Annotated in this window: 18 protein-coding genes; 10 read left to right on the plus strand and 8 right to left on the minus strand. The window is 72.5% G+C overall.

Annotation, left to right across the window (positions count from 1 at the left end):
• Nucleotides 1-59 precede the first annotated feature (59 nt).
• Nucleotides 60-491, minus strand: coding sequence for a hypothetical protein (locus D7294_RS18750; protein WP_120681215.1), 432 nt, complete (start codon nt 489-491; stop codon nt 60-62).
• Between the two features lie 61 nt (nt 492-552).
• Here D7294_RS18750 and D7294_RS18755 point away from each other — a divergent pair, with 61 nt between their 5' ends.
• Nucleotides 553-1,521, plus strand: coding sequence for a diacylglycerol/lipid kinase family protein (locus D7294_RS18755; RefSeq protein WP_120681217.1), 969 nt, complete (start codon nt 553-555; stop codon nt 1,519-1,521).
• A gap of 300 nt (nt 1,522-1,821) precedes the next feature.
• The gene (locus tag D7294_RS18760) at nt 1,822-2,079 is read left to right on the plus strand and encodes a WhiB family transcriptional regulator (protein WP_062206726.1); all 258 of its coding nucleotides are present in this window, start codon (nt 1,822-1,824) and stop codon (nt 2,077-2,079) included.
• Between the two features lie 135 nt (nt 2,080-2,214).
• Here the strand turns inward: D7294_RS18760 and D7294_RS18765 are convergent, their stop codons facing one another.
• Entirely contained in the window at nt 2,215-3,858 is a 1,644-nt protein-coding gene (locus D7294_RS18765) for a PAS domain-containing sensor histidine kinase (protein WP_241562461.1), read from the minus strand.
• A gap of 569 nt (nt 3,859-4,427) precedes the next feature.
• Nucleotides 4,428-5,027, minus strand: a complete 600-nt coding sequence (locus tag D7294_RS18770) for a TetR/AcrR family transcriptional regulator (protein WP_120681219.1) — start codon at nt 5,025-5,027, stop codon at nt 4,428-4,430.
• 102 nt (nt 5,028-5,129) lie between these two features.
• Here D7294_RS18770 and D7294_RS18775 point away from each other — a divergent pair, with 102 nt between their 5' ends.
• Complete coding sequence (locus tag D7294_RS18775; RefSeq protein ID WP_120681221.1) at nt 5,130-5,894, plus strand: SDR family oxidoreductase; 765 nt, start codon at nt 5,130-5,132, stop codon at nt 5,892-5,894.
• Nucleotides 5,895-5,972: 78 nt separating this feature from the next.
• Here D7294_RS18775 and D7294_RS18780 read toward each other — a convergent pair whose 3' ends face one another.
• The 5 genes from D7294_RS18780 to D7294_RS18800 all read right to left on the minus strand — a co-directional run bounded on the left by D7294_RS18780 (nt 5,973) and on the right by D7294_RS18800 (nt 11,775).
• Nucleotides 5,973-7,025, minus strand: a complete 1,053-nt coding sequence (locus D7294_RS18780) for an SIS domain-containing protein (protein ID WP_120681223.1) — start codon at nt 7,023-7,025, stop codon at nt 5,973-5,975.
• Nucleotides 7,022-8,602: a glycoside hydrolase family 3 protein gene (locus D7294_RS18785; protein ID WP_120681225.1), complete on the minus strand. Its 1,581-nt coding sequence runs from the start codon at nt 8,600-8,602 to the stop codon at nt 7,022-7,024. Before D7294_RS18785 ends, D7294_RS18780 begins: the two co-directional genes overlap by 4 nt.
• A gap of 9 nt (nt 8,603-8,611) precedes the next feature.
• Nucleotides 8,612-9,430: a carbohydrate ABC transporter permease gene (locus tag D7294_RS18790; protein ID WP_241562462.1), complete on the minus strand. Its 819-nt coding sequence runs from the start codon at nt 9,428-9,430 to the stop codon at nt 8,612-8,614.
• Nucleotides 9,427-10,440, minus strand: a complete 1,014-nt coding sequence (locus D7294_RS18795; protein WP_120681227.1) for a carbohydrate ABC transporter permease — start codon at nt 10,438-10,440, stop codon at nt 9,427-9,429. Before D7294_RS18795 ends, D7294_RS18790 begins: the two co-directional genes overlap by 4 nt.
• Nucleotides 10,441-10,512: 72 nt before the next feature.
• Entirely contained in the window at nt 10,513-11,775 is a 1,263-nt protein-coding gene (locus D7294_RS18800) for an extracellular solute-binding protein (RefSeq protein WP_120681229.1), read from the minus strand.
• A gap of 234 nt (nt 11,776-12,009) precedes the next feature.
• On the opposite strand from D7294_RS18800, the gene D7294_RS18805 reads away from it, so the two are divergent.
• From D7294_RS18805 to D7294_RS18835, 7 genes are all read left to right on the plus strand, one after another.
• Nucleotides 12,010-12,798 (plus strand): GntR family transcriptional regulator, encoded by a 789-nt coding sequence (locus tag D7294_RS18805; RefSeq protein WP_120681231.1) that lies wholly within the window; start codon nt 12,010-12,012, stop codon nt 12,796-12,798.
• A 138-nt stretch (nt 12,799-12,936) separates the two neighbouring features.
• The gene (locus D7294_RS18810; RefSeq protein WP_120681331.1) at nt 12,937-15,141 is read left to right on the plus strand and encodes a carbon starvation CstA family protein; all 2,205 of its coding nucleotides are present in this window, start codon (nt 12,937-12,939) and stop codon (nt 15,139-15,141) included.
• Nucleotides 15,138-15,362 carry a CstA-like transporter-associated (seleno)protein gene (locus D7294_RS18815; RefSeq protein ID WP_120681233.1) on the plus strand — a complete coding sequence of 75 codons (225 nt, stop codon included), beginning with the start codon at nt 15,138-15,140 and terminating at the stop codon, nt 15,360-15,362. Before D7294_RS18810 ends, D7294_RS18815 begins: the two co-directional genes overlap by 4 nt.
• A gap of 389 nt (nt 15,363-15,751) precedes the next feature.
• A complete protein-coding gene (locus D7294_RS18820) occupies nt 15,752-17,137 on the plus strand; it encodes a DUF2079 domain-containing protein (protein WP_241562463.1) in 1,386 nt (461 codons plus the stop codon).
• A gap of 63 nt (nt 17,138-17,200) precedes the next feature.
• Complete coding sequence (locus tag D7294_RS18825; RefSeq protein ID WP_120681333.1) at nt 17,201-17,737, plus strand: GNAT family N-acetyltransferase; 537 nt, start codon at nt 17,201-17,203, stop codon at nt 17,735-17,737.
• A 325-nt stretch (nt 17,738-18,062) separates the two neighbouring features.
• Nucleotides 18,063-20,513: a ribonucleoside-diphosphate reductase subunit alpha gene (locus D7294_RS18830; RefSeq protein WP_120681237.1), complete on the plus strand. Its 2,451-nt coding sequence runs from the start codon at nt 18,063-18,065 to the stop codon at nt 20,511-20,513.
• A gap of 119 nt (nt 20,514-20,632) precedes the next feature.
• Nucleotides 20,633-21,589, plus strand: a complete 957-nt coding sequence (locus D7294_RS18835) for a ribonucleotide-diphosphate reductase subunit beta (RefSeq protein ID WP_120681335.1) — start codon at nt 20,633-20,635, stop codon at nt 21,587-21,589.
• Nucleotides 21,590-21,654 lie beyond the last annotated feature (65 nt).

Genomic DNA, 21,654 nt, shown 5'->3' on the forward strand with positions numbered 1-21,654 from the left:
GCCGGGGAGTGGCCCCCGGCCCGCGGCCGGCCCGCGCGTGGGCGCCCCCGCGTGGGCGGCTACGCCTCCCGGGGGCCGACGCCCAGCGCCTCGGTGGCCGTGGGGTTGATCAGGCAGCCGAGCACCGCGAGGGCGCTGAGCGCGAGCGCCGCCCCGGCCAGCGGCCACAGCGCCCCGCTGCCGAACAGCGTCCAGGCCACGGGCAGCGAGATGAGCTGCACGATGACGGCGGGCCCGCGGCTCCAGCGCCGCAGCCGCCACAGGCCGTGGCCCGCGGCCAGCGGCAGCGCCGCCAGGGCGAGCACGGTGAGGGCACCGGTGACCGCCTGCGAGACGGAGTCGGGGTCGCCCACCACGGCGAGCACCAGCATGCTCGCACCCAGCACGGCGATCACGGCCCCCTGGGCGGCGCAGATCAGGGCGGCCGCGCTCACTCTGCGCGGCCGGCCGGCTACTTCCGGTCCTGGCGACGTGGTGCTGCTCTCGCTCACCCGGCCAGGGTATAGCCGTCCGTGAGCAACCTCGCCGTCCCGGCCGGTTACGCTGCACTGCATGCGCGGACTTCTCGTGGTGAACCCGGTCGCCACCACCACAAGTGCCCGGACCCGTGACGTTCTCGCCCATGCCCTGGCCAGCGACCTCAAGTTGGAGGTCGCCGCGACCGAGTTCCGCGGCCACGCCCGGGAGCTGGCCCGGCAGGCAGCGGAGCAGGGGACGGCGGACGTGGTGATCGCCCTCGGCGGCGACGGCACCGTGAACGAGGTCGTCAACGGCCTGCTGCACCACGGTCCCGACACGGGGGAACTTCCGCGCCTCGCCGTCGTTCCCGGTGGTTCGACCAATGTCTTCGCCCGCGCGCTCGGCCTGCCCAACGACGCGGTGGAGGCCACCGGGGCGCTGCTGGGGGCGCTGCAGGCGGGCAGCGAGCGCTCCGTCGGGCTCGGCATCGCCGCCGGCACGCCGGGGACCGCGGACGCCGAGGTCCCGCGCCGCTGGTTCACGTTCTGCGCCGGATTCGGCTTCGACGCCGGCGTGGTGGGGCGGGTGGAGTCGCAGCGGGAGCGCGGCAAGCGTTCCACGCCGACGCTGTACGTGCGCCAGGCCCTGCGGCACTTCCTCGGGGACCGGCAGCGCACGGACGGCAGCATCTCGCTGCTGCGCGAGGACCACGAGCCGGTGGACAAGCTGGTCGTGTCGATAGTGTGCAACACGGCTCCGTGGACCTTCCTCGGCAACCGCCCGATCTACGTCGCCCCTCACGCCTCGTTCGACACCGGGCTCGACCTGGTGGCGGTCTCGCGGCTGACCTCGGCCGGCGTGACCAGGCACACCGGTCAGCTGCTGCGTTCCTCGCCGGAGCGCGGGCTGAGCGGCAAGCATGTGGTGTCCCTGCACGACGAGACCCACTTCACCTTGCAATCGCAGGCGCCACTGCCGTTTCAGCTTGATGGTGACCACCTCGGACTGCGTACGAGCGTCTCCTTCACAGGCGTGCGGCATGCACTGCGTGTGATTGTGTGAGCGGAAGGCGCGAAACTCCTTCCAGTCGAACGTTTAGCGCAGACTCCACCCCAGGGAAGTAGGGCTGTGAGCTAGGCGACACCAAGGATTCAAAAAAAACTTTCCGGAAGGGGTTGTATCCGAAGCCGAGGTTTGCGAACCTCTTCATGGCGATCGGGACGGCCAAGACAGACCTCGGCCCCCTTGAGAGCCCGAATCCCCTCCCCAAGCTTGGCTGAAGCTGATTATTTGTCCGGGGATTCGTGAAAGCGTTCACATTCACAAGCGATGTAACTGTCACGTGCAGGAGATGGAGCAGACATGGACTGGCGTCACAGCGCCGTTTGCCGCGAGGAAGACCCCGAGCTCTTCTTCCCCATCGGCAACACCGGTCCTGCGCTGCTGCAGATCGAGGAAGCCAAGGCCGTCTGCCGCCGCTGCCCCGTCATGGAGCAGTGCCTGCAGTGGGCGCTCGAGTCCGGCCAGGACTCCGGCGTCTGGGGCGGGATGAGCGAGGACGAGCGCCGCGCCATGAAGCGTCGCGCCGCCCGTAACCGGGCGCGCAAGGCCACCGCCTGACCCAGCGGCGGTCTCGTCCGACGGCCGCCCACCCGTCACTTGCTGCCCCGAGCCGCAGCACGCGCAGCAGCCCGTCACAGAACGGGAGCGCACACCGCGACTGAGCATCCGAGCCCCGTCCCGTGGACCACGTCACTACGGGACGGGGCTCTCGCGTTTCCCGGTACCGCGCCCGGCCGCCGGCGTGTTCCGCCCGGCCGGGTTCTTGTGCTTGTCCAGGGGCAGGTCGAGGATCACCCGGGTGCCGCCGCCCCGCTCCGCGCCCGGGGCTCCGTGGCCGCTCCCCTCCACCGCCGCGCCCGCGGCCTCGGCCGCGCCCGCGCCGTCCGGCGTGCCCTCCCCCAGGCGCACCATGTCGAACCTGCCGCCGAGTTCGCCCTCCACGAGGGCACGCACGATCTGGAGGCCGAGGTTCCCGTCGCTGCGCGGGTCGAAGGACTCGGGCAGGCCACGGCCGTTGTCCTGCACGGTCACCAGCAGCCGGCTCGCCTCCCGCCTGCCCTCGGTGCGGGTGGCGCCGACCTCGATCGTGCCCCGTTCGCCGGGGCCGAAGCCGTGCTCGAGGGCGTTCTGGAGGATCTCGGTCAGCACCATCGACAGGGGCGTCGCCGTCTCGGCCTCCAGGATTCCGAAGCGCCCGACGCGGCGCGCGGACACCCGGCCGTCCGGGGAGAGTTCGGCCACCATGCCGATCACGCGGTCGGCGATCTCGTCGAACTCCACGCGCTCGTCCAGGTTCTGCGACAGCGTCTCGTGCACGATGGCGATCGAGCCGACCCGGCGCACGGCCTCGTCGAGGGCGGCGCGCGCCCGGCTGTCCCCGGTCGCGCCGATGCGCCGGGACTGCAGGCGCAACAGGGCGGCCACGGTCTGGAGATTGTTCTTCACCCGGTGGTGAATTTCCCGGATGGTGGCGTCCTTTGTCATCAACTCGCGTTCCCGGCGCCGCAGTTCGGTCACGTCGCGGAGCAGGATCAGCGAACCGATGCGCTCGCCCTTGGGCTTGAGCGGGATCGCCCGCAGCTGGATCACGCAGTCGTTGCCCTCGATCTCCGCCTCCCGCGGCGCCCAGCCGCTGGCGAGCTTGACCAGGGACTCGTCGACCGGGCCGCGCGTGGGGGCGAGTTCGGCCGTCGTCGGGCCGAGCGGAATGCCCACCAGGTCGGTGGCCAGGCCGAGCCGGTGGTAGGCGGAGAGCGCGTTGGGGCTCGCGTACTGCACGACGCCGTCGGCGTCCAGCCTGATGAAGCCGTCGCCGACGCGCGGGGCGCGGTCCATCCCGACCTGCTGCCCGGGGAAGGGGAAGGCGCCGCCGGCGATCATCTGGGCCAGGTCGGCGGCGCTCTGCAGGTAGGTGAGTTCGAGGCGGCTGGGGGTGCGGACGGTCAGGAGGTTCGTGTTGCGGGCGATGACGCCGAGCACCCGGCCCTCGCGCCTGACCGGGATCGACTCCACCCGCACCGGCACCTCCTCGCGCCACTCGGGGTCGCCCTCACGGACGATGCGGCCCTCGTCGAGGGCCACGTCGAGCAGCGGGCGCCGGCCGCGCGGCACCAGGTGGCCGACCATGTCGTCCTGGTAGGAGGTGGGGCCGGTGTTGGGCCGCATCTGGGCCACCGAGACGTAGCGGGTGCCGTCCCTGGTGGGCAGCCACAGGACCAGGTCGGCGAAGGACAGGTCGGAAAGCAGCTGCCACTCGGAGACCAGCAGGTGAAGCCACTCGAGGTCGCCCTCCTCGAGGTCGGTGTGCTGGCGGACGAGGTCGTTCATGGAAGGCACATCGGCGAGCCTACAGCGGGGCGCGTCCGCGCTCTGGGCGGCGGCCGAACGCCCGCACGCGCCCCTGGCTGCCCTCTTTCCGCCTCCGGGAACTCGACGAATGATGGTGCGATGACCAGGAAGTCCCTTCAGAGCATGGACACGCGACCGGCGGGCGGTTCACAATGGCTGCACGTTCACCGTAGGTCTTCTGTCCTCCCCGCACAGGAGGGCAGAGCGCGGCCCGGCGCTTTCTGCCCTGACGGCGTCCTGGGCCGGTAGTCGCTCCGGGCTGCGGTGCCGAGAGGGTTGAGGGTCCCTGCCCGGCGCCGCGGCCCGTGGGTGCTTTTCTGGCCCTGCGGCGGCCTTCCTCCCCGGCCACGGCCCTGCCGTACCGCTTCCGGTGGCCCTTCCGCGGCGCTTCTCCTCCCCTGACTCGCCCTTGCCTCCGCCCTGCACGGCCCTTTTTGCGGCCCTTCGGGAGGGCTCCTTTGCGGCCGGCCGCCTTCGAAGGCGGTCCGCGGAGGTCCGCGACGGTCCGCGGCGGCCCTCCGCCGTGCGCCGGGCCGGCGGGCGGCGGAGGTGCGCGCTCAGCCGGGCCAGACCCCGAGGGCCGCCTCGGCGATCGCCTCAAGCTCGGTGCGGCCGGCCCCGTCCCGCGACTGCTGGCTCATCCCCTGCATGACCGCGGCGTAGAACCTCGCCAGCGAGGCGGCGTCCACGCTCTCGGGGAGCCGGCCGGCCACCACGTCGGCGTGTATACGGCTCTCGAACGCACGCAGGTTGGCCGCGCGCCGCCGGCGCAGCCCGGCGGCGACCTCCTCAGAGGACTCCGAGTAGTTGTTCGCCGCGGAGAGGACCAGGCAGCCGTGGGGGCGGTCGGGCCGCGTGTACTCCACGGCGGCCTCGCGCAGCGCGCGGCTCACGGCCTCCCTGGCCGTCGGCTCCTCCGCCATCGCGCGGTCGATGAATCCGCCGTACTTCTCGATGTAGTCGGCGACGGCCTCCTCGAAGAGCGTCCTCTTGTCCCCGAAGGCCGCGTACAGGCTCGGGGCGCCGATGCCCATCGCACGGGTGAGCTCGGCGACGGAGGTGGCCTCGTAGCCGTGCTCCCAGAAGACCATGACGGCCCGCTCCAGGGCGCTTGAGCGGTCGAAGGACCGCGGCCGCCCGCGCCGTTTCGTCGCCATGTCTCCCATTCTAGCTTTGTGTAGTGACTACTACAGAAGGTGTGCTAGGGTATTTCTGTAGTGACCGCTAGATAAATCTTGTGGAAGAGAGGGCGGGGCGGCATGAGCGCGCTCAGGGGCAAGACGGCACTGGTGACGGGCGCCAGCAGGGGCATCGGCCGGGCGATCGCGGAGCGGCTCGGCCGCGACGGCGCCCGCGTCGCGGTCCACTTCGGGGGGAACGAGACGGCGGCCAAGGAGACGGTGGCCGCGATCGAGGCGGCCGGGGGCAGCGCCTTCCCCGTTCAGGCCACGCTCGGGGAGCCGGGTGACGCCGAGGCGCTGTGGGCGGCCTTCGACGAGCGCTCGGGCGGCTCGGGCGTCGACATCCTGGTGAACAACGCGGGGATCGACGACGGCAGGCAGGGCCTGGCCGGCACGGCGCAGGCGGCCTTCGACCGCGTCTTCGCGGTCAACGTGCGGGCCCCCTTCTTCCTGGTCCAGCAGGGGGTGGCCCGGCTGCGGGACGGCGGCCGGATCGTCAACGTGTCGACGGCCCTCACCCACGCGCCCGGCGCGATGCCCCAGCTGGTGGCGTACACGATGACGAAGGCCGCCATCGACGCCTTCACCGCCACGCTCGCCAAGGAGCTCGGTCCCCGCGGCATCACGGTCAACGCGGTGGCCCCCGGCGCCATCGACACGGACATGAACGCCGACTGGCTGCGCGCCGACCCGCAGGCGCGGGCCGCCGCGGCGCAGTCCTCGCCGCTGGGCCGGGTGGGCATGCCCGAGGACGTGGCCGACGTCGTCGGGTTCCTTGCCTCCGAGGACAGCCGCTGGGTCACCGGGCAGTGGATAGACGCCGCCGGCGGCGTCCTGCTGTGACCCACCGCGCCCGGCCGTGGGCCGTGGTGAGCCGCCGTGGGCCGGGTGGGCCGCGGGTGGGACCGCGGCCCGCCCGGGTCAGCGGGTCTCGGTGACCTTGGCGAGGGCCCGGGGCGCGTCGGGGTCCTGCCCGCGGGCCAGGGTCACCTCGTAGGCGAGGCGCTGCAGCGGCAGGATCTCCAGGATCGGCTGCAGTTCCTCCGGGACCCCGGCCGTCGGCAGCGCGAAGCCGGCCGACGCGGCGTCGACCTGGCCCTGGGGTCCGACGACGACCAGGTCGGCGCCCCGGTCGCGCAGCCGGTCGAGCACCGCCTGGAGGGCCTGCCCGCCCCGGCCCTCGGTGACGATCGCGATCACGGGGGAGACGTTGTCGACCATGGCGAGCGGGCCGTGCAGCAGGTCGGCGCCCGAGTAGGCGAGCGCCGGGATGTAGCTGGTCTCCATCAGCTTCAGCGCGGCCTCCCTCGCGGTCGGGTAGCCGTAGCCGCGCGAGGTGAGGACCATGCGCTCGGCGAAGCGGTAGCGGCCGGCGAGGCGGCGGACCTCCTCCTGCCGGTCGATGATCCGCTCGGCGAGTTCCGGCAGGGCCGCGGCGGCGGCCACGCCGTCGCCGCCGCGCAGGCTCTCGACGAGCAGGTACAGCGCCAGCAGTTCGGCGGTGTAGGTCTTCGTGGCGGGCAGGGCGCGCTCCGGTCCGGCGAGCACGTCGATGTGGAACTCTGCGGCACCCGCCAGCGGGGACTCGGGGTTGTTGGTCACGGCGAGGGTGACCGCGCCCGCCTCGCGGGCCGAGACGGTGGAGGAGACCAGGTCGGGCGAGCCGCCGGACTGGCTGACGGCGATCACCAGGCAGTCGGTGAGGTCGGGCTTGGCCGCGTAGGCCGTGGTGGTGGACATGGAGGTGAGGCCACAGGGCTTGCCCAGCAGGATTTCCAGCAGGTACTTGGCGTACAGCGCGGCGTTGTCCGAGGTGCCGCGGCCGGTCAGCAGCACGAACCGGGGTCCCCTGGCCGCGATGTGCTCGGCCACCTCGCGGATGGGGCCGGCGCCCTCGGTCAGGATGCGGCGCAGCACGGCGGGCTGTTCGGCCATCTCGGCGGCCATCAGCTGCCCCGGGTGCCCGGCGCTCATCGCCCCTCCTCCCCCGCGCCGGGCCCGTCGGCCGAGGGGACGCGGCCGGCGATCGCCTCGGCGGCGGCCTCCCCGCAGACCCGGGCGGCGCCGTGGGTGGCGAGGTGCAGGGCCCCCGCGGGCGGCGCGTGCGGGACGCCCATCTCCACCACGACGGTGTCGGGCCTCGCGGCGAGGAGGGCGCCGAGTGCCTCGGCCATCCAGGGGTGCCGGTGCACGTCGCGGACCACGGCGACCACCGGGCGCTCCCCGGCCGCCGCCAGCAGCTCGGCGGTCAGCCCCTCGGTTCCGGCGCGTTCGGCGTCCTCGCGGGTGTGGCGGCCGGTGCGGGTGCCGGGCAGCAGGCGGGCGAGTTCCGGGCCCACGCCCCAGGGGACGTGCTCACCGGCCGCGTTGTTGGCGACCGGGGTGAACGCGGCGACGTACGGCGGGCTGGTCAGCGGCCGGAAGGGTGCGGCGCCGGGCGGCGTGGTCAGGCGCAGGGCGCGGCGGGCCGCCTCGCGGCCGATGCCGGTGTCGGGGGGGCCGTCGGTGGCGGCGACGCGGGCCGCGGTCGTCCAGCGGCCGAGGGCGCGGACGCGTTCGGCGGCCTCGTGCAGCCGCTCTTCGGGGAGTTCGCCCGCGCGCACGGCGTGGACGAGGGCGTCGCGCAGCCGGAGCACCTCGGCCTCGTCCGAGGGGGTGCCGCCGATGCAGACGGCGTCGGCTCCGGCCGCGACGGCGAGCACGCAGCCCTGGTCGAGGCCGTAGGTGCCGGCGATGGCGCGCATCTCGATGGCGTCGGAGTAGACGAGGCCGTCGAAGCCGAGGCCGCCCTCGGCGACGGGGGCCCGGAGCAGGCCGCCCAGGACGGTGGGGCTGAGGGTGCCGGGGCGCGCGGGGTCGAGGGCGGGCAGCAGGATGTGCGCGCTCATCACGCAGCGGGTGCCCGCCGCTATGGCGGCCCGGAAGGGGACCAGCTCGCGGTGGTGGAGGGTGTCCAGGTCGACGTCGATCCTGGGCAGGGCCAGGTGGGAGTCGACGCTGGTGTTGCCGTGCCCGGGGAAGTGCTTGACGCAGGCGGCGACGGCCGCGCCCTGGAGTCCCTCGACGTAGGCGGCGGTGTGCCGGGCGACGAGTTCCGGGTCGTCGCCGAAGGAGCGGACGCCGATGACGGGGTTGCCGGGGTCGGAGTTGACGTCGGCGGAGGGCGCCCAGTTGACGGTGACGCCGCAGGCGGCCAGCCGGCGGCCGACCTCAGCGGCGACCCTGCGGGTGAGGGCGGGGTCGTCGACGGCGCCGAGGGCGAGGTTGCCGGGGAAGGAGGAGCCGCCGTGCACCTCCAGGCGGGTGACGTCGCCGCCTTCCTCGTCCACGGCCACCAGGACGTCGGGGTTCGTCTCGCGCAGCCGGGCGGTGAGGCCGGCGACCTGCTCGGGGGAGACGACGTTGCGGCCGAAGAGGCCGACGCCTGTCATGCCGTTCTCCAGCTGCCGCAGCAGCCAGGCGGGGGCGGTGGTGGTTCCGGCGAAGGTGGGCTGCAGGACGGCCAGCGCGTCCCGGGTCAGGGTGTCGGAGTCGCGTACCGCTGTCGTCATGGCTGAGCGCTATCCCTTCACGGCACCCGCGGCCAGGCCGCCGGTGACCCGTCGCTGGAGAACGAGGAAGACGAGGAGGACGGGAACGGTGAACATGGAGGAGGCGGCCATGGTGGCGCCCCAGTCGTTGCCGAAGTTGGTCTGGAACTGCGTGATCCACAGCGGCAGGGTCGCCGCGTCGGGGGCCTTGTTCAGCACGAGCACCATGGCGTATTCGTTCCACGCCAGGATGAAGCCGAACAGCGAGGTGGCCATGAGTCCCGGGCCGAGCAGCGGGAAGATGACGCGGAAGAACGCCTGCCCCCGGTTGCAGCCGTCGATCATCGCGGACTCCTCCAGCTCCTTGGGGACCGCGGCGATGAAGCCGCGCAACGTCCAGATGCTGAAGGGCAGGGCCATCACGAAGTAGACGAGGACCAGGGTGCCGATGCTGTTGAGCATCGACAGGTCGCGGGCGTTGAGGTAGACGACGATGATGAGGATCTCCCAGGGCGCCATCTGGGCCATCATCACCGCGAGCAGCATTCCCCGGCGCCCGCGGAAGCGCATCCGGGCGAGTGCGAAGGCCGCGCACAGGGCGACGGCGAGCGCGAGGAGCACGGCGCCGACCGTCACCACCAGGCTGTTGCGGACGTAGGTCCAGAACAGGTTCACGCCGGTGGCGGTGGAGTAGTGCTCGAAGGTCGGTGTGAAGAAGAACACCGGGTCCCGCGTCAGGACCTGCGAGTCGCTCTTGAAGGAGGTGGCGAACATCCAGTAGACGGGGAAGAGGAACGCCGCGGAGAGGGCGAGCGCCACCAGGTTCAGCCAGGTCTTCCGTGCGTTCACGCCCCGCTCCTCACCGGCGCCGTGGCCGTCTGCGTCGGCAGCCCCTCCTCGCGCTCCTGGCGGAGGATGAGCCGGAAGTAGAAGGACATCGCGACCAGCAGTATCACCAGCGTCAGCACGGAGATGGCGGCTCCGGTGCCGTACTGGTTCTGGCCCATGCCCTCGATGTAGGCCATGACTGGCAGGGTCTCCGACTCGCGGTCGGGGCCGCCGCCGTTGAGCGCGTAGATCTGGACGAACGCCTTGAAGACCCAGATGATCTCCAGGAAGCTCGTGATGAGGAAGAACGGCCGCATGATCGGGGCCACGATGGACCAGAAGATGCGCCAGGCGTTCGCGCCGTCCATCCTCGCCGCCTCGTAGATCTCGCCGCCGATGGTGGTCAGTCCGGCGTAGAGGTTCAGCGCGACGAAGGGCACCGATCCCCAGACGATCAGCAGGGTGGCGATGGTCAGGGTGGACAGGCCGCTGCCGAACCAGTTGTGCTGTTCGTAGCCGGAGAAGCCGAGATGGCGCATCACCCAGTTCGCCACGCCGAACTGGGTGTCGAACAGCCAGCTGAAGACGGTGGTGCTGACGGTGACGGGCATGGCCCAGGCGGCGACCAGGCTGATGGAGAGGACCAGCCGCATGGCGCGGCCCAGCTGGTTGAGGAGCAGGCCGATCAGCGTGCCGATGACCATGATCAGCACCACGTTGACGGCCATGAAGACGAAGGTGCGTACCAGCGAGTCCCAGAACCTGTCGTTCTCGAGCACCTCGCGGTAGTTGTCGAGGCCGGTCCACTCGGTGGTGCGCGAGATGAGCTGACGGCGGCCGAACTCCTGGAAGGAGATGAGGAGGTTGCGCACCAGCGCGTAGCCGAGCACCGCGAGCAGGGCGACCACCGCGGGCGCGATCAGCAGGTAGGGCACCCAGCCCGTGGGCAGCCGCCGCCCGCGGCGGGCGCGCGGGCCGCCGGCGAGGGGGCCGGGCGGGCGGGATGGTGCTTCCTCGATGTCAACGGTCATGCGGAACTTCCCTCGCAAGGAGAAGGGGGTGCCGGCGACCGCGCCCGGCCGCCGGCACCCTGGTGGCGCGGGCTATTCGCGATTGATCCTGGTGGTGATCTCCGAGTCGGCGTCGCCGGCGGCCGCGGAGAAGTCGTCGCCGTCCAGCGCTCGGGTCATGAACTCCTTTATGGGGTTGGGCTCGGTCTCGACGTTCGCCCAGCCCGGGGTGAGCGGCGGCAGGAAGCCGACGTCGGCGGACTGGACCATCGCCTCGGCGAAGGTGCCGGGCGCGGGCTCGGCGGTGACGTCGGTGCGGTTGGGCACGACCCCGCCCTCGTTGGCGTCGACGTACTTCTGCGCCCACTCCTGGGAGGTCGCCATCCGCAGCCAGTTCATGGCCATCTCGCGGTTGCCGGCGCGTTCCGAGACGGCGAGGTTCGAGCCGCCGAGGAAGACGTGGCCGAGTTCGTCCGCGGTCTTGCCCGGGATCGGGAAGTACCCGAAGTCGGCCTCGCCGCCCTGCTCCTCGATCGCGGCGGTGGCCCCGGCGGCCTCCCAGCCGAGTCCGATCCAGGAGGCGACGTCGCCGGCCGGCACCACCTCGGTCGACTGCTGCGGGGATGCCTCGTCGTTGTCGGTGGGCGAGTTGGAGAAGGACTGCAGCTGCCGGTAGAAGTCCATCCCGGCCTGCCCGGCCGGGGTGTCGAGCGCGCCCTCCCAGCTGTCGCCGTCCTGGACGGCGAAGCTGCCGCCCTCGTCGGCGATGAAGCCGCCCAGCACGTAGTAGCTCTGGCCCGGCAGGTAGATGGGCTCGGCGTCGGTGTTCTCGTCGATCTTCTCCAGCGCGTCGATCCATTCCTCGCGCGTGGTGGGCACCTCGGCGCCGGCGTCGGCCCAGATGCTCTTGTCGTAGACGACCACGCGGTTGGCGCCGTACCAGGGAAGGGCGTAGAGGGTGCCGTCCACCCTGGCGGAGTCGAGCATGTTCTCGGACCAGGGCTCGTCGGCGAACTCGCCGAGGTCGGCGAGGCCGCCGGTGTTGGCGTAGCCGACGGTCTGGGTGTTGCCGATCTCCAGCACGTCCACGGTCCCGTCCTCGGACAGTGCCGTGGTGATCCGGTCCTGGATGCCGTCCCACTGCTGCGTCTCGACGTTGACCGTGACGCCGTACTTCTCCTCGAACGCCGTGTTGAGCTCGCTCACCCACGAGTCGGGCGCCGAGCCGTCCATCAGCCAGACGGTGATCGAGTCGGAGCTACCGCCGCCCCCACCGCCGCTGCCGTCGTCGCCGCAGGCGGCCAGGGCCACCGTCATGGCTGCCGCCCCCACGGCGGCGACCAGCTTGTGCCTCACGTCACGCTCCCTCCGGTACCTGTTAATGGTGTAGACAAGAGGTGTAGACCAGTTGCCGGGAGCTTGGACTAGACCAAGGGGGGTGTCAAGGGTCCACGAGCGGCCGAAGCCGTCCGTTACCGGACCGACATCTGCCCGGGGGAGCCCGTGCGCTCAGGGGCGTGTCACGATGTGAACCGCGATGTCTCGGAGGAGCCGGTGACGGCACAGCAGAACGATTCGGGAAGGCCATCGATGGCGAGGGACGGAGGTGGGCCCGGCGGCCAGAGCACCACGGGAGCCGAGGGCGCCGACCGGACCCGCACCGCGAGAGTCCCGAAGTACTACCGCCTCAAACGGCATCTCCAGCAGATGACCGAGACCCTGCCGCCCGGCACCCCGGTGCCGCCCGAACGGTCGCTCGCCACGGAGTTCGACACCTCGCGCACCACCGTGCGCCAGGCGCTCCAGGAGCTGGTCGTGGAGGGCCGCCTGGAGCGCATCCAGGGCAAGGGCACCTTCGTCGCCAAGCCGAAGGTCTCCCAGGCGCTGCAACTCACCTCGTACACCGAGGACATGCGCGCCCAGGGCCTCGAACCGACCTCCCAGCTCCTGGAGATCGGCTACATCAACGCCGACGAGCGGCTCGGCGAGCTGCTCGGCCTGCCGCGCGGCGGCCGGGTGCTGCGCATCGAGCGGCTGCGGCTGGCCAGCGGCGAGCCGATGGCGATAGAGACCACCCACCTCTCGCAGGAGCGGTTCCCCGCCCTGCGCCGCAGCCTGGTGCGCTACACCTCGCTGTACACGGCGCTCGCCGAGGTCTACGACATCCACCTGGCCCGCGCCGAGGAGACCATCGAGACCTCGCTTGCCACGCCCCGGGAGGCCGCGCTGCTCGGCACGGACGTCGGGCTGCCCATGCTGATGCTGTCCCGGCACTCCAGGGACGCCGAAGGCGAGCCGGTGGAGTGGGTGAGGTCGGTGTACCGCGGCGACCGGTACAAGTTCGTCGCCAACCTGGAGCGGCCGCGCCCCACCGGCTGAGCGGGCCAGGCCCAGCCGCCCGGGCGCGCGGAATCGCCCGGGCGGGATGCGCCCGTCCCATGGTTTTCCTGGCCCGACTGGCCTAGATTCCCGCCCGTCAGTCAATGATGACCGGCGGGAGGACACCCCGTGCACGTCATGCAGCAGGTACGACAGGCAGGACCCCGCACCGTCGCCGTCTGGACGGGCGTCGCGCTCGTGGGCGCCATCGGCTGGGCCATGCTGGCGCTCTCCAGGGGCGAGGAGGTCTCGGCCGCCTGGATGGTGGCCGCCGCGCTGGGCTCGTACGCCATCGGTTACCGGTTCTACGCCCGCTTCATCACCACCAGGGTGCTGAGAGCCGACAAGACGAGAGCCACCCCGGCCGAGCGCATGGCCGACGGCCTCGACTACCACCCGACCGACCGCCGGGTGCTGCTCGGCCACCACTTCGCCGGCATCTCGGGCGCCGGCCCCCTGGTCGGCCCGGTGCTCGCGGCCCAGATGGGCTACCTGCCCGGCACGATCTGGATCATCGTCGGCGTCATCTTCGCCGGGGCCGTGCAGGACATGGTGGTGCTGTTCTTCTCCACCAGGCGGGACGGCAAGAGCCTGGGGCAGATCGCGCGCGAGGAGATCGGGCTCGTCGGCGGCATCGCCGCGGTCGTGGCGATCTTCGTCATCATGATCATCATTCTGGCGGTGCTCGCGCTGGTCGTCGTCAACGCGCTGGCCGAGTCCCCCTGGGGCACCTGGTCCGTCGGACTGACCATCCCCATCGCCCTGTTCATGGGCGTCTACCTGCGCTATCTGCGGCCGGGCCGGGTCGCCGAGGTCACCGTGATCGGCGTCGCCCTGCTGCTGCTCGCCATCGCCTCCGGGCGCTGGATCGCCAACTCCGGGCTCGCGGACGCGTTCACCCTGGCCCCGGGCACGCTGGTGACCTGGCTGATCATCTACGGCTTCGCCGCCTCGGTCGCGCCCGTGTGGCTGCTGCTGGTGCCGCGGGACTATCTGTCGACCTTCATGAAGATCGGCACCATCGTGCTGCTCGCGCTGGCGCTCGTCCTGACGCTGCCCACGCTGAAGATGGAGGACGTCACCGACTTCGCCTCGCGCGGCGACGGGCCCGTCTTCGCCGGCTCCCTCTTCCCGTTCGTCTTCATCACCATCGCCTGCGGAGCGCTCTCCGGCTTCCACTCGCTGATCTCCTCGGGCACCACGCCGAAGATGATCCAGAAGGAGACCCAGGTGCGCACCATCGGCTACGGGGCCATGCTGATGGAGTCCTCGGTGGCGATGATGGCGATCACCGCCGCCTGCATCCTCGACCCCGGCGTCTACTTCGCGATGAACGCCCCGCCCGCCGTCATCGGCGACACGGTGCAGGCCGCCTCGGACACCATCACCTCCTGGGGCTTCACGCTCACCCCCGACCAGCTCACCTCGGCCGCCCACGCGGTGCAGGAGTCCTCGCTGCTCTCGCGCACCGGCGGCGCCCCGACGCTGGCGCTCGGCCTCTCCACGATCCTCACCGACTTCGTCGGCGGGGACACGATGGCCGCCTACTGGTACCACTTCGCCATCATGTTCGAGGCCCTGTTCATCCTGACCGCGATAGACGCCGGGACCAGGGTCGGCCGCTTCATCCTGCAGGACGCCCTGGCCGGCCTCCACCCGCGGCTCGACCGCCTGCGTTCCACGAGCTGGGTCCCGGGCGTCCTGCTGACCAGCGGCATCGTGGTCGCGCTCTGGGGCTATCTGCTGTGGGTCGGCGTGCACGACCCGCTGGGCGGGATCAACACGCTGTATCCCGTCTTCGGCATCTCCAACCAGCTGCTCGGCGCCATCGCGCTCGCGGTGTGCACGGTGCTGCTGGTGAAGTCGGGGCGGCTGCGCTACGCCTGGGTGACCTTCGTGCCGCTGGTGTGGGTCTCGGTCGTCACGCTGACGGCCAGCTGGCAGAAGGTGTTCTCCGGCGACCCCGCGGTCGGCTTCCTCGCCCAGCGCGACAAGTACCAGGACGGCATCGACTCCGGGCAGCTGATCGGCGCCGCCAAGGACATGGACGACATGCACACCATCGTCACCAACGCCACGGTGGACGCGGCCGTGTCCGCGCTGCTGGCCCTGCTCGTCCTCGTCGTGTTCGCCGACGCGCTCCGGGTGTGCGTCAAGGCGGTGCGGCACCCGGAGACCGCGCGGCTGTCGGAGGCCCCGTACGTCGCGTCGCGGCTGATCGCGCCGGCCGGGCTGATCCCGACCAGGCAGGAGCGCGAGGAACTCGCCGCCGCGGGCCTCGGCCCGGGCGGCGGCATCCCGGAGCAGTCCCGCGGCGCGGAGCGGGTGGAGGCCCGCGAATGAGCCGGGCGGGCGCGCTGGCCGCCGCGCCGCGCCGGGCGGCGGCCTGGCTGTGGTGGTACCTCACGGAACTCACCGGCGAGAACGCCTACGCGCGCTACGTGGCGAGGGCGAGGGGCGCGGACCCGGCCGCGCCGGTCGCGAGCCGCCGGGAGTTCGAGCGGGAACGCGTCGAGCGCCGGTACGCCGACCCGCGCAACGGGCCGGGCGGCGGCTGCTGCTGAGGCCGGGGGCGGCGGCGCCCCGCCAGGTCGCCGCCGCCCTCCGCACGCCGCCGCGCACGCCGCCCCCGGCGCTCGCGGGGCGGCAACGCCCGCCCCCGGGATGCCTTTCGGGTGCCCTCCGGGATGCCTTTCGGATGCCTCCCGGGTACCTTTGGCGCGCCTTTGAGGGCTCTTGTCCGCTCTTCGGCCAGCGGCGCCCGGCGCAGAGGGGAACTTTTCGGCCGGGTGGCGCGTCCGGACGGGGAGGGACCCGGGTAGCCGCCGTCCCACGCCCCTTCCCCGGACCCGGCTGTACACCGATGCCCCTGCCGACCACCGACGCCCTCCCGCTCGGCCACCGACCGGCCGCCTCGCCGCCGCCCGGCCCCGCGCCGCCGCGGTGGGCCCGCATGCCCCGCGGCGACGCCTACGCGCTCGCCGCCGGCTTCTTCCTGGTCTACGTGGCGCTCTCGGTGACCAGGTACCGCGCCTACGGCAACCTCTCCTGGGACCTGGGGATATTCGAGCAGGTCGTGCGCTCCTACGCGCACCTGCGCGCCCCCGTCGCCGACCTGAAGGGGCCGGGATACCGGGCGCTCGGCGACCACTTCAGCCCGGTCACCGCGCTGATCGCCCCGCTCTACCGGCTGTTCCCCAGCCCCGTCACGCTGCTCGTCGTCCAGGCCGCGCTGTTCGCCGTCTCGGTGGTGCCCGTCACGCGCTGCGCCGGCCTGTTCCTCGGGCGGGCGCAGGGCGCCGCGATCGGCGCCGCCTACGGGCTGTCCTGGGGAGTGCAGCGGGCGGTGGACTTCGACTTCCACGAGATATGTTTCGCCGTGCCGCTGCTGGCCTTCGCGCTGGAGGCGCTGCTGCGCGAGCGCTGGTGGGCGGCCCTGTGCTGGGGACTGCCCCTGCTGCTGGTCAAGGAGGACCTCGGCCTGACCCTGGCCGCACTCGCCCTCCTCGTCGCCGCCCGGGCCGCCCGCCTCGGCGCCCGGCGGGCCGCGGCCGCCGCCCTGGCCGTGGCCGCGGGCGCCGTGCTGGCCTGCGCGCTGATCACCGCGGTGCTGATACCGGCGTTCAACACCTCCGGGCACTACGACTACTGGTCGAAGGTGAGCCACGAGGGCGGGCCGCTGCACACCATGGCCTCCGTCGCCTTCGCCGCCGCCGACCAGAAGCTGCGCACCCTCGCGTGGGTGCTGCTGCCCACCACCGGCCTGCTCGCGCTGCGCTCCCCGCTGCCGCTGCTCGCCCTCCCCACCCTGGCCTGGCGCTTTCTGGGCGACGACCCGCACTACTGGGGCACCGACTGGCACTACAGCGCCGTCCTGATGCCCGTGGTCTTCCTCGCCCTGGTGGACGCCCTTCCCCGCGGCCTGCGTTCGCCGCGCCCCTGGCTGCGCGGCTACGCCCGCCACCTGCCCCTCGCCGTGCTGGCCGCGGCCCTCGCCCTGAGCACCACCCTGCCCGTCGCCGGCCTCACGCACGCGGACACCTACCGGGCGGGCCAGGCCGCCGCCGCCGGCGACCGGGTGCTCGCCGCCGTGCCCGACGGCGCCCGGGTCGCGGCCAACGTGCGCCCCATCGCCCATCTCACCGGCCGCTGCCGGGTGTTCTGGATCGGCGACACCACGGCGGGGCCCGGCTATCCCGGCCACCCCGACTATGTGGCCTACTACGACGCGGCGCAGACCACCTCGGGCCTGCTCGCGCACGCCGCCGCGCTCTACCCGGGCACCGCCTGGGAACTGCTCGCCGCCGAGGACGGCTTCTGGGTGCTGCGCCGGCGCTGACCGGCCTCCCGTCCGCCGTGCGGGGGATGGGCGCTGTCGGTGGCCTGGCCCAGACTGGGGGCCATGGACGTATCGATCAGGCGGGCCGAACCGCAAGAACTGGCGGCGGTGGGCGAGCTGACCGCCGAGGTGTACCTCGCCGACGGGCTGCTGGCCGAAGGCGCGGACGACCCGTATCTGTCCCACCTGCGGGACGCGGCCGGGCGGGCGGCCCACGCCGAGGTGCTGGTGGCCCTCGACCCCGCCGACCCGGCCGCCGGGCCGCTGGGCACCGTGACCTTCGTGGGGCGCGGCGGGAAGCTGGCCGAGGTGTCGGGCGAGGGGGAGGCCGAGTTCCGGATGCTGGCCGTGCGCCCCGAGGCGCGGGGCCGCGGGGTGGGCGAGGCGCTGGTCCGCGAGTGCCTGCGGCGGGCGCGCGCCCTCGGCAGAAAGCGCGTGCTTCTTTCCAGTCAGTTGCAGATGCACACGGCCCATCGGCTGTACCGGCGGCTCGGCTTCGTTCGGGCCCCGGAGCGCGACTGGGAGCCGGTCCCGGGCCTCATGCTTCACGCGTTCGCGCACGAGTTCGCAGCCGACCCCGAGCCGGAACACAACATATAGGGGCGCGCGCGTTCCCCGGCACTAGATGTATGCTCATCCCGCTGTCGCCGCAGGGGAATCCGGTGCGAATCCGGAACTGTCCCGCAACGGTGTGTTCCGGGCTGCTTTGAGGCGGCGCGGAGGGCCGGTTCGCCGTCCGTCCCCGCCGCCTCCTCCCGCCCGGGACGAGTCCGACCGCCCTCGGCGGCGTCGACACACGTCCGGGCCCCGTGGGCTGGGCCGGCGGACGCCGCGGCATGCCTTTGCCTTACCACACGCATGCCTGCGCGCCCCGCTGCCGCCTTGCGCCACCAGGGGGCCACCGCGATACGAGGGAGAGCACCCAGTGACCATCGCACCCGAAGCACCCGCGGAGCCCGTCACAGCCGGGCTCGCGCGCACGCTCGCCGCGCTCGCCGCGGACCTGCCCGACACCGAGGCGGAGCGCGTCCTGGCCGCCGTGCGCCGCGGGCTGCGCCCCGAGGCGGACGCGGCCGAGGCCCGGGCCCTGGCCGTGGAGGCCGCGGCCGGGCTCATCGCCGAGGAGCCCGCCTACTCCCGGCTCGCCGCCCGGCTGCTCACCCTCGCGATCCGGGAAGAGGCCGCGGGCCAGGGCGCCGTCTCCTTCTCCGCCTCGATCGCCGTCGGCCACCGCGAGGGCCTGATCTCCGCCCGCACCGCCGGTTTCGTGGCCCGGCACGCGGCGCGCCTCGACCGGCTGGCCGAGGAGACGGTGGCCGCGGGCGCGGACGACCGTTTCGAGTACTTCGGGCTGCGTACCGTCGAGACCAGGTACGCGCTGCGCCACCCGACCACCCGCCGGCTGATCGAGACGCCCCAGCACTTCCTGCTGCGCGTCGCCTGCGGCCTGGCCGCCGACGAGTCCGCGGAGGCCGTGGCCGAAGTCACCGGGTTCTACCGGCTCCTGAGCAGCCTGGCCTACCTGCCCTCCTCCCCCACCCTGTTCAACTCGGGCACCAGCCACCCCCAGATGTCCTCCTGCTTCCTGCTGGACTCGCCCCGGGACGAGCTCGACTCGATCTACGAGCGCTACCACCAGGTCGCCCGGCTCTCCAAGCACGCCGGCGGGATCGGCATCCCCTACACGCGGGTGCGCTCCCGCGGCTCCCTGATCCGCGGCACCAACGGCACGTCCAACGGCATCGTGCCGTTCCTGCGCACGCTCGACTCCTCGGTCGCCGCGGTGAACCAGGGCGGCAGGCGCAAGGGCGCGGCCTGCGTCTACCTGGAGACCTGGCACGCCGACCTGGAGGAGTTCCTCGAACTGCGGGACAACACCGGGGAGGACGCCCGCCGCACGCACAACCTGAACCTCGCCCACTGGATTCCGGACGAGTTCATGCGCCGCGTCGAGGCCGACGCCGACTGGTCGCTGTTCTCCCCCTCCGACGTGCCGGAGCTGACCGACCTGTGGGGCGAGGAGTTCGACGCCGCCTACCGCCGCGCGGAGGCGGCCGGCCTCGCGGTCAGATCCGTGCCGGCGCGGCAGCTCTACGCCCGCATGATGCGCACCCTGGCGCAGACGGGCAACGGCTGGATGACGTTCAAGGACACCGCCAACCGCACGGCCAACCAGACCGCGCGGCCCGGCTCCGTCGTCCACTCCTCCAACCTCTGCACGGAGATCCTGGAGGTCACCGACGACGGGGAGACCGCGGTCTGCAACCTCGGGTCCGTCAACCTGGCGGCCCACCTCGGCGCCGACGGCCGGATGGACTGGGAGCGGCTGGACGCCACGGTGCACACGGCCGTCACCTTCCTGGACCGGGTCGTCGACCGCAACTACTACCCCACCCCCCAGGCGAAGACCTCCAACTCCCGCTGGCGCCCGGTGGCGCTCGGGGTGATGGGCCTGCAGGACGTCTTCTTCCGGCTGGGCCTGCCCTTCGACTCCGCCGAGGCCCGCGAGCTGTCCACCCGGATCGCCGAGCGGATCATGCTCGCCGCCTACGAGACCTCGGCCGCCCTCGCCGAACGGCACGGGCCGCACCCCGGCTGGGCCGACACCCGCACCGCGCGCGGCGTGCTGCACCCCGACCACTATCCGGACGCCCACCCGGCCTGGCCCGAGCGGTGGCAGGCCCTGCGCACCCGGGTGGCCGCCTCGGGGCTGCGCAACGCCCTGCTGCTCGCCATCGCGCCCACCGCCACCATCGCCTCGATCGCCGGGGTGTACGAGTGCATCGAGCCGCAGGTGTCCAACCTGTTCAAGCGCGAGACGCTCAGCGGGGAGTTCCTCCAGGTCAACTCCTACCTGGTGGCCGAGTTGAAGCGGCTCGGCCGGTGGCACGAGGCCACCCGCGCCGCGCTGCGCGAGGCGAACGGCTCGGTGGCGCGGCTGCCCGGGCTGCCGCCGCGGCTGCGGGAGCTGTACCGCACGGCCTGGGAGCTGCCGCAGCGCGCGCTGATCGACATGGCCGCCGCCCGCACCCCGTACCTGGACCAGAGCCAGTCGCTCAACCTGTTCATGGCCGCGCCGACCATCGGCAAGCTCAGCTCGATGTACGCCTACGCCTGGAAGAGCGGCCTGAAGACCACGTACTACCTGCGCTCGCGCCCGGCGACCAGGATCGCCCAGGCCGCCGGCGCCGCCACGGCCGCCACGGCCCGGCCCGCCGGCGCCTCCCCCGCAGGCGGCGTTCCCGACGGCGTTCCCACCGGAGTTCCCACCGGCGTTCCCCCCGCCGGTTCCCCCGCCGCCGAGGCGGCCGCCTTCCCCGAGCAGGCCGTCGCCTGCTCCCTGGAAAACCCCGAGTCCTGCGAGGCCTGCCAGTGACCACCACCGCCGATTCCCCCGCGCCGCACACGCCCGGCACCCCGGACGCCGCGGACGCCCCGCCCGCCCCGGCGGAGCGGAACCTGCTCGACCCCGGCTTCGAGCTGACCCTGCGCCCGATGCGCTACCCCGGCTTCTACGAGCGCTACCGGGACGCGATCAAGAACACCTGGACCGTGGAGGAGGTCGACCTCCACTCGGACGTCGCCGACCTGGCCAGGCTCTCCCCGGGCGAGCAGCACCTCATCGGCCGCCTGGTCGCCTTCTTCGCCACCGGCGACTCGATCGTGGCGAACAACCTGGTGCTGACCCTCTACAAGCACATCAACTCCCCCGAGGCGCGCCTCTACCTCTCCAGGCAGCTCTTCGAGGAGGCCGTGCACGTCCAGTTCTACCTGACGCTGCTCGACACCTACCTGCCCGATCACGAGGAGCGGGTGGCCGCCTTCGCCGCGGTCGAGAACATCCCCTCCATCCGGGAGAAGGCGAACTTCTGCTTCCGGTGGATGGACTCGGTGGAGGACCTCACCCGCCTGGAGTCGAAGGCGGACCGGCGGCGTTTCCTGCTCAACCTGATCTGCTTCGCCGCCTGCATCGAGGGCCTGTTCTTCTACGGCGCCTTCGCCTACGTCTACTGGTTCCGCTCCCGCGGCCTGCTGCACGGCCTGGCCACCGGCACCAACTGGGTCTTCCGCGACGAGAGTTGCCACATGGACTTCGCCTTCCACGTGGTGGACACCGTCCGCGAGGAGGAGCCGGACCTCTTCGACGCGGAGATGGAGCGCGAGGTGACGGCCATGCTCAAGGAGGCGGTGGCCGCGGAGCTGCAGTTCGCGCGCGACCTGTGCGGCGAGGGGCTGCCCGGCATGAACACCGAGTCGATGCGCGAGTACCTGGAGTGCGTCGCCGACCAGCGCCTGATCCGCCTCGGCCTGCGGCCGGTCTACGGCGCGCGGAACCCGTTCGCCTTCATGGAGTTGCAGAACGTGCAGGAGCTGACGAACTTCTTCGAGCGCCGCCCCTCCGCCTACCAGGTGGCGGTCGAGGGCAACGTGGCGTTCGACGACGAGTTCTGAGCTTCCGGCGCCTGCCGGTCCCGTCGCGCCGCGGCGGGACCGGCAGGCACCCGCGCCCCGGCATC

Origin of the sequence: Streptomyces hoynatensis (genome assembly GCF_003626535.1) — a bacterium.
GTDB classification, from domain to species: Bacteria; Actinomycetota; Actinomycetes; order Streptomycetales; family Streptomycetaceae; genus Streptomyces; species Streptomyces hoynatensis.

Bases quoted from the DNA above. Each gene is read 5' to 3' on its own strand.
- D7294_RS18795 (WP_120681227.1), bottom strand. From the start codon at position 10,440: ATGACCGTTGACATCGAGGAAGCACCATCCCGCCCGCCCGGCCCCCTC.
- D7294_RS18835 (WP_120681335.1), top strand. From the start codon at position 20,633: ATGCGCTACCCCGGCTTCTACGAGCGCTACCGGGACGCGATCAAGAAC.
- D7294_RS18815 (WP_120681233.1), top strand. From the start codon at position 15,138: ATGAGCCGGGCGGGCGCGCTGGCCGCCGCGCCGCGCCGGGCGGCGGCC.
- D7294_RS18755 (WP_120681217.1), top strand. From the start codon at position 553: ATGCGCGGACTTCTCGTGGTGAACCCGGTCGCCACCACCACAAGTGCC.
- D7294_RS18825 (WP_120681333.1), top strand. From the start codon at position 17,201: ATGGACGTATCGATCAGGCGGGCCGAACCGCAAGAACTGGCGGCGGTG.
- D7294_RS18805 (WP_120681231.1), top strand. From the start codon at position 12,010: ATGGCGAGGGACGGAGGTGGGCCCGGCGGCCAGAGCACCACGGGAGCC.
- D7294_RS18820 (WP_241562463.1), top strand. From the start codon at position 15,752: ATGCCCCGCGGCGACGCCTACGCGCTCGCCGCCGGCTTCTTCCTGGTC.
- D7294_RS18770 (WP_120681219.1), bottom strand. From the start codon at position 5,027: ATGGCGACGAAACGGCGCGGGCGGCCGCGGTCCTTCGACCGCTCAAGC.
- D7294_RS18780 (WP_120681223.1), bottom strand. From the start codon at position 7,025: ATGAGCGCCGGGCACCCGGGGCAGCTGATGGCCGCCGAGATGGCCGAA.
- D7294_RS18775 (WP_120681221.1), top strand. From the start codon at position 5,130: ATGAGCGCGCTCAGGGGCAAGACGGCACTGGTGACGGGCGCCAGCAGG.
- D7294_RS18810 (WP_120681331.1), top strand. From the start codon at position 12,937: ATGCAGCAGGTACGACAGGCAGGACCCCGCACCGTCGCCGTCTGGACG.
- D7294_RS18760 (WP_062206726.1), top strand. From the start codon at position 1,822: ATGGACTGGCGTCACAGCGCCGTTTGCCGCGAGGAAGACCCCGAGCTC.
- D7294_RS18785 (WP_120681225.1), bottom strand. From the start codon at position 8,602: ATGACGACAGCGGTACGCGACTCCGACACCCTGACCCGGGACGCGCTG.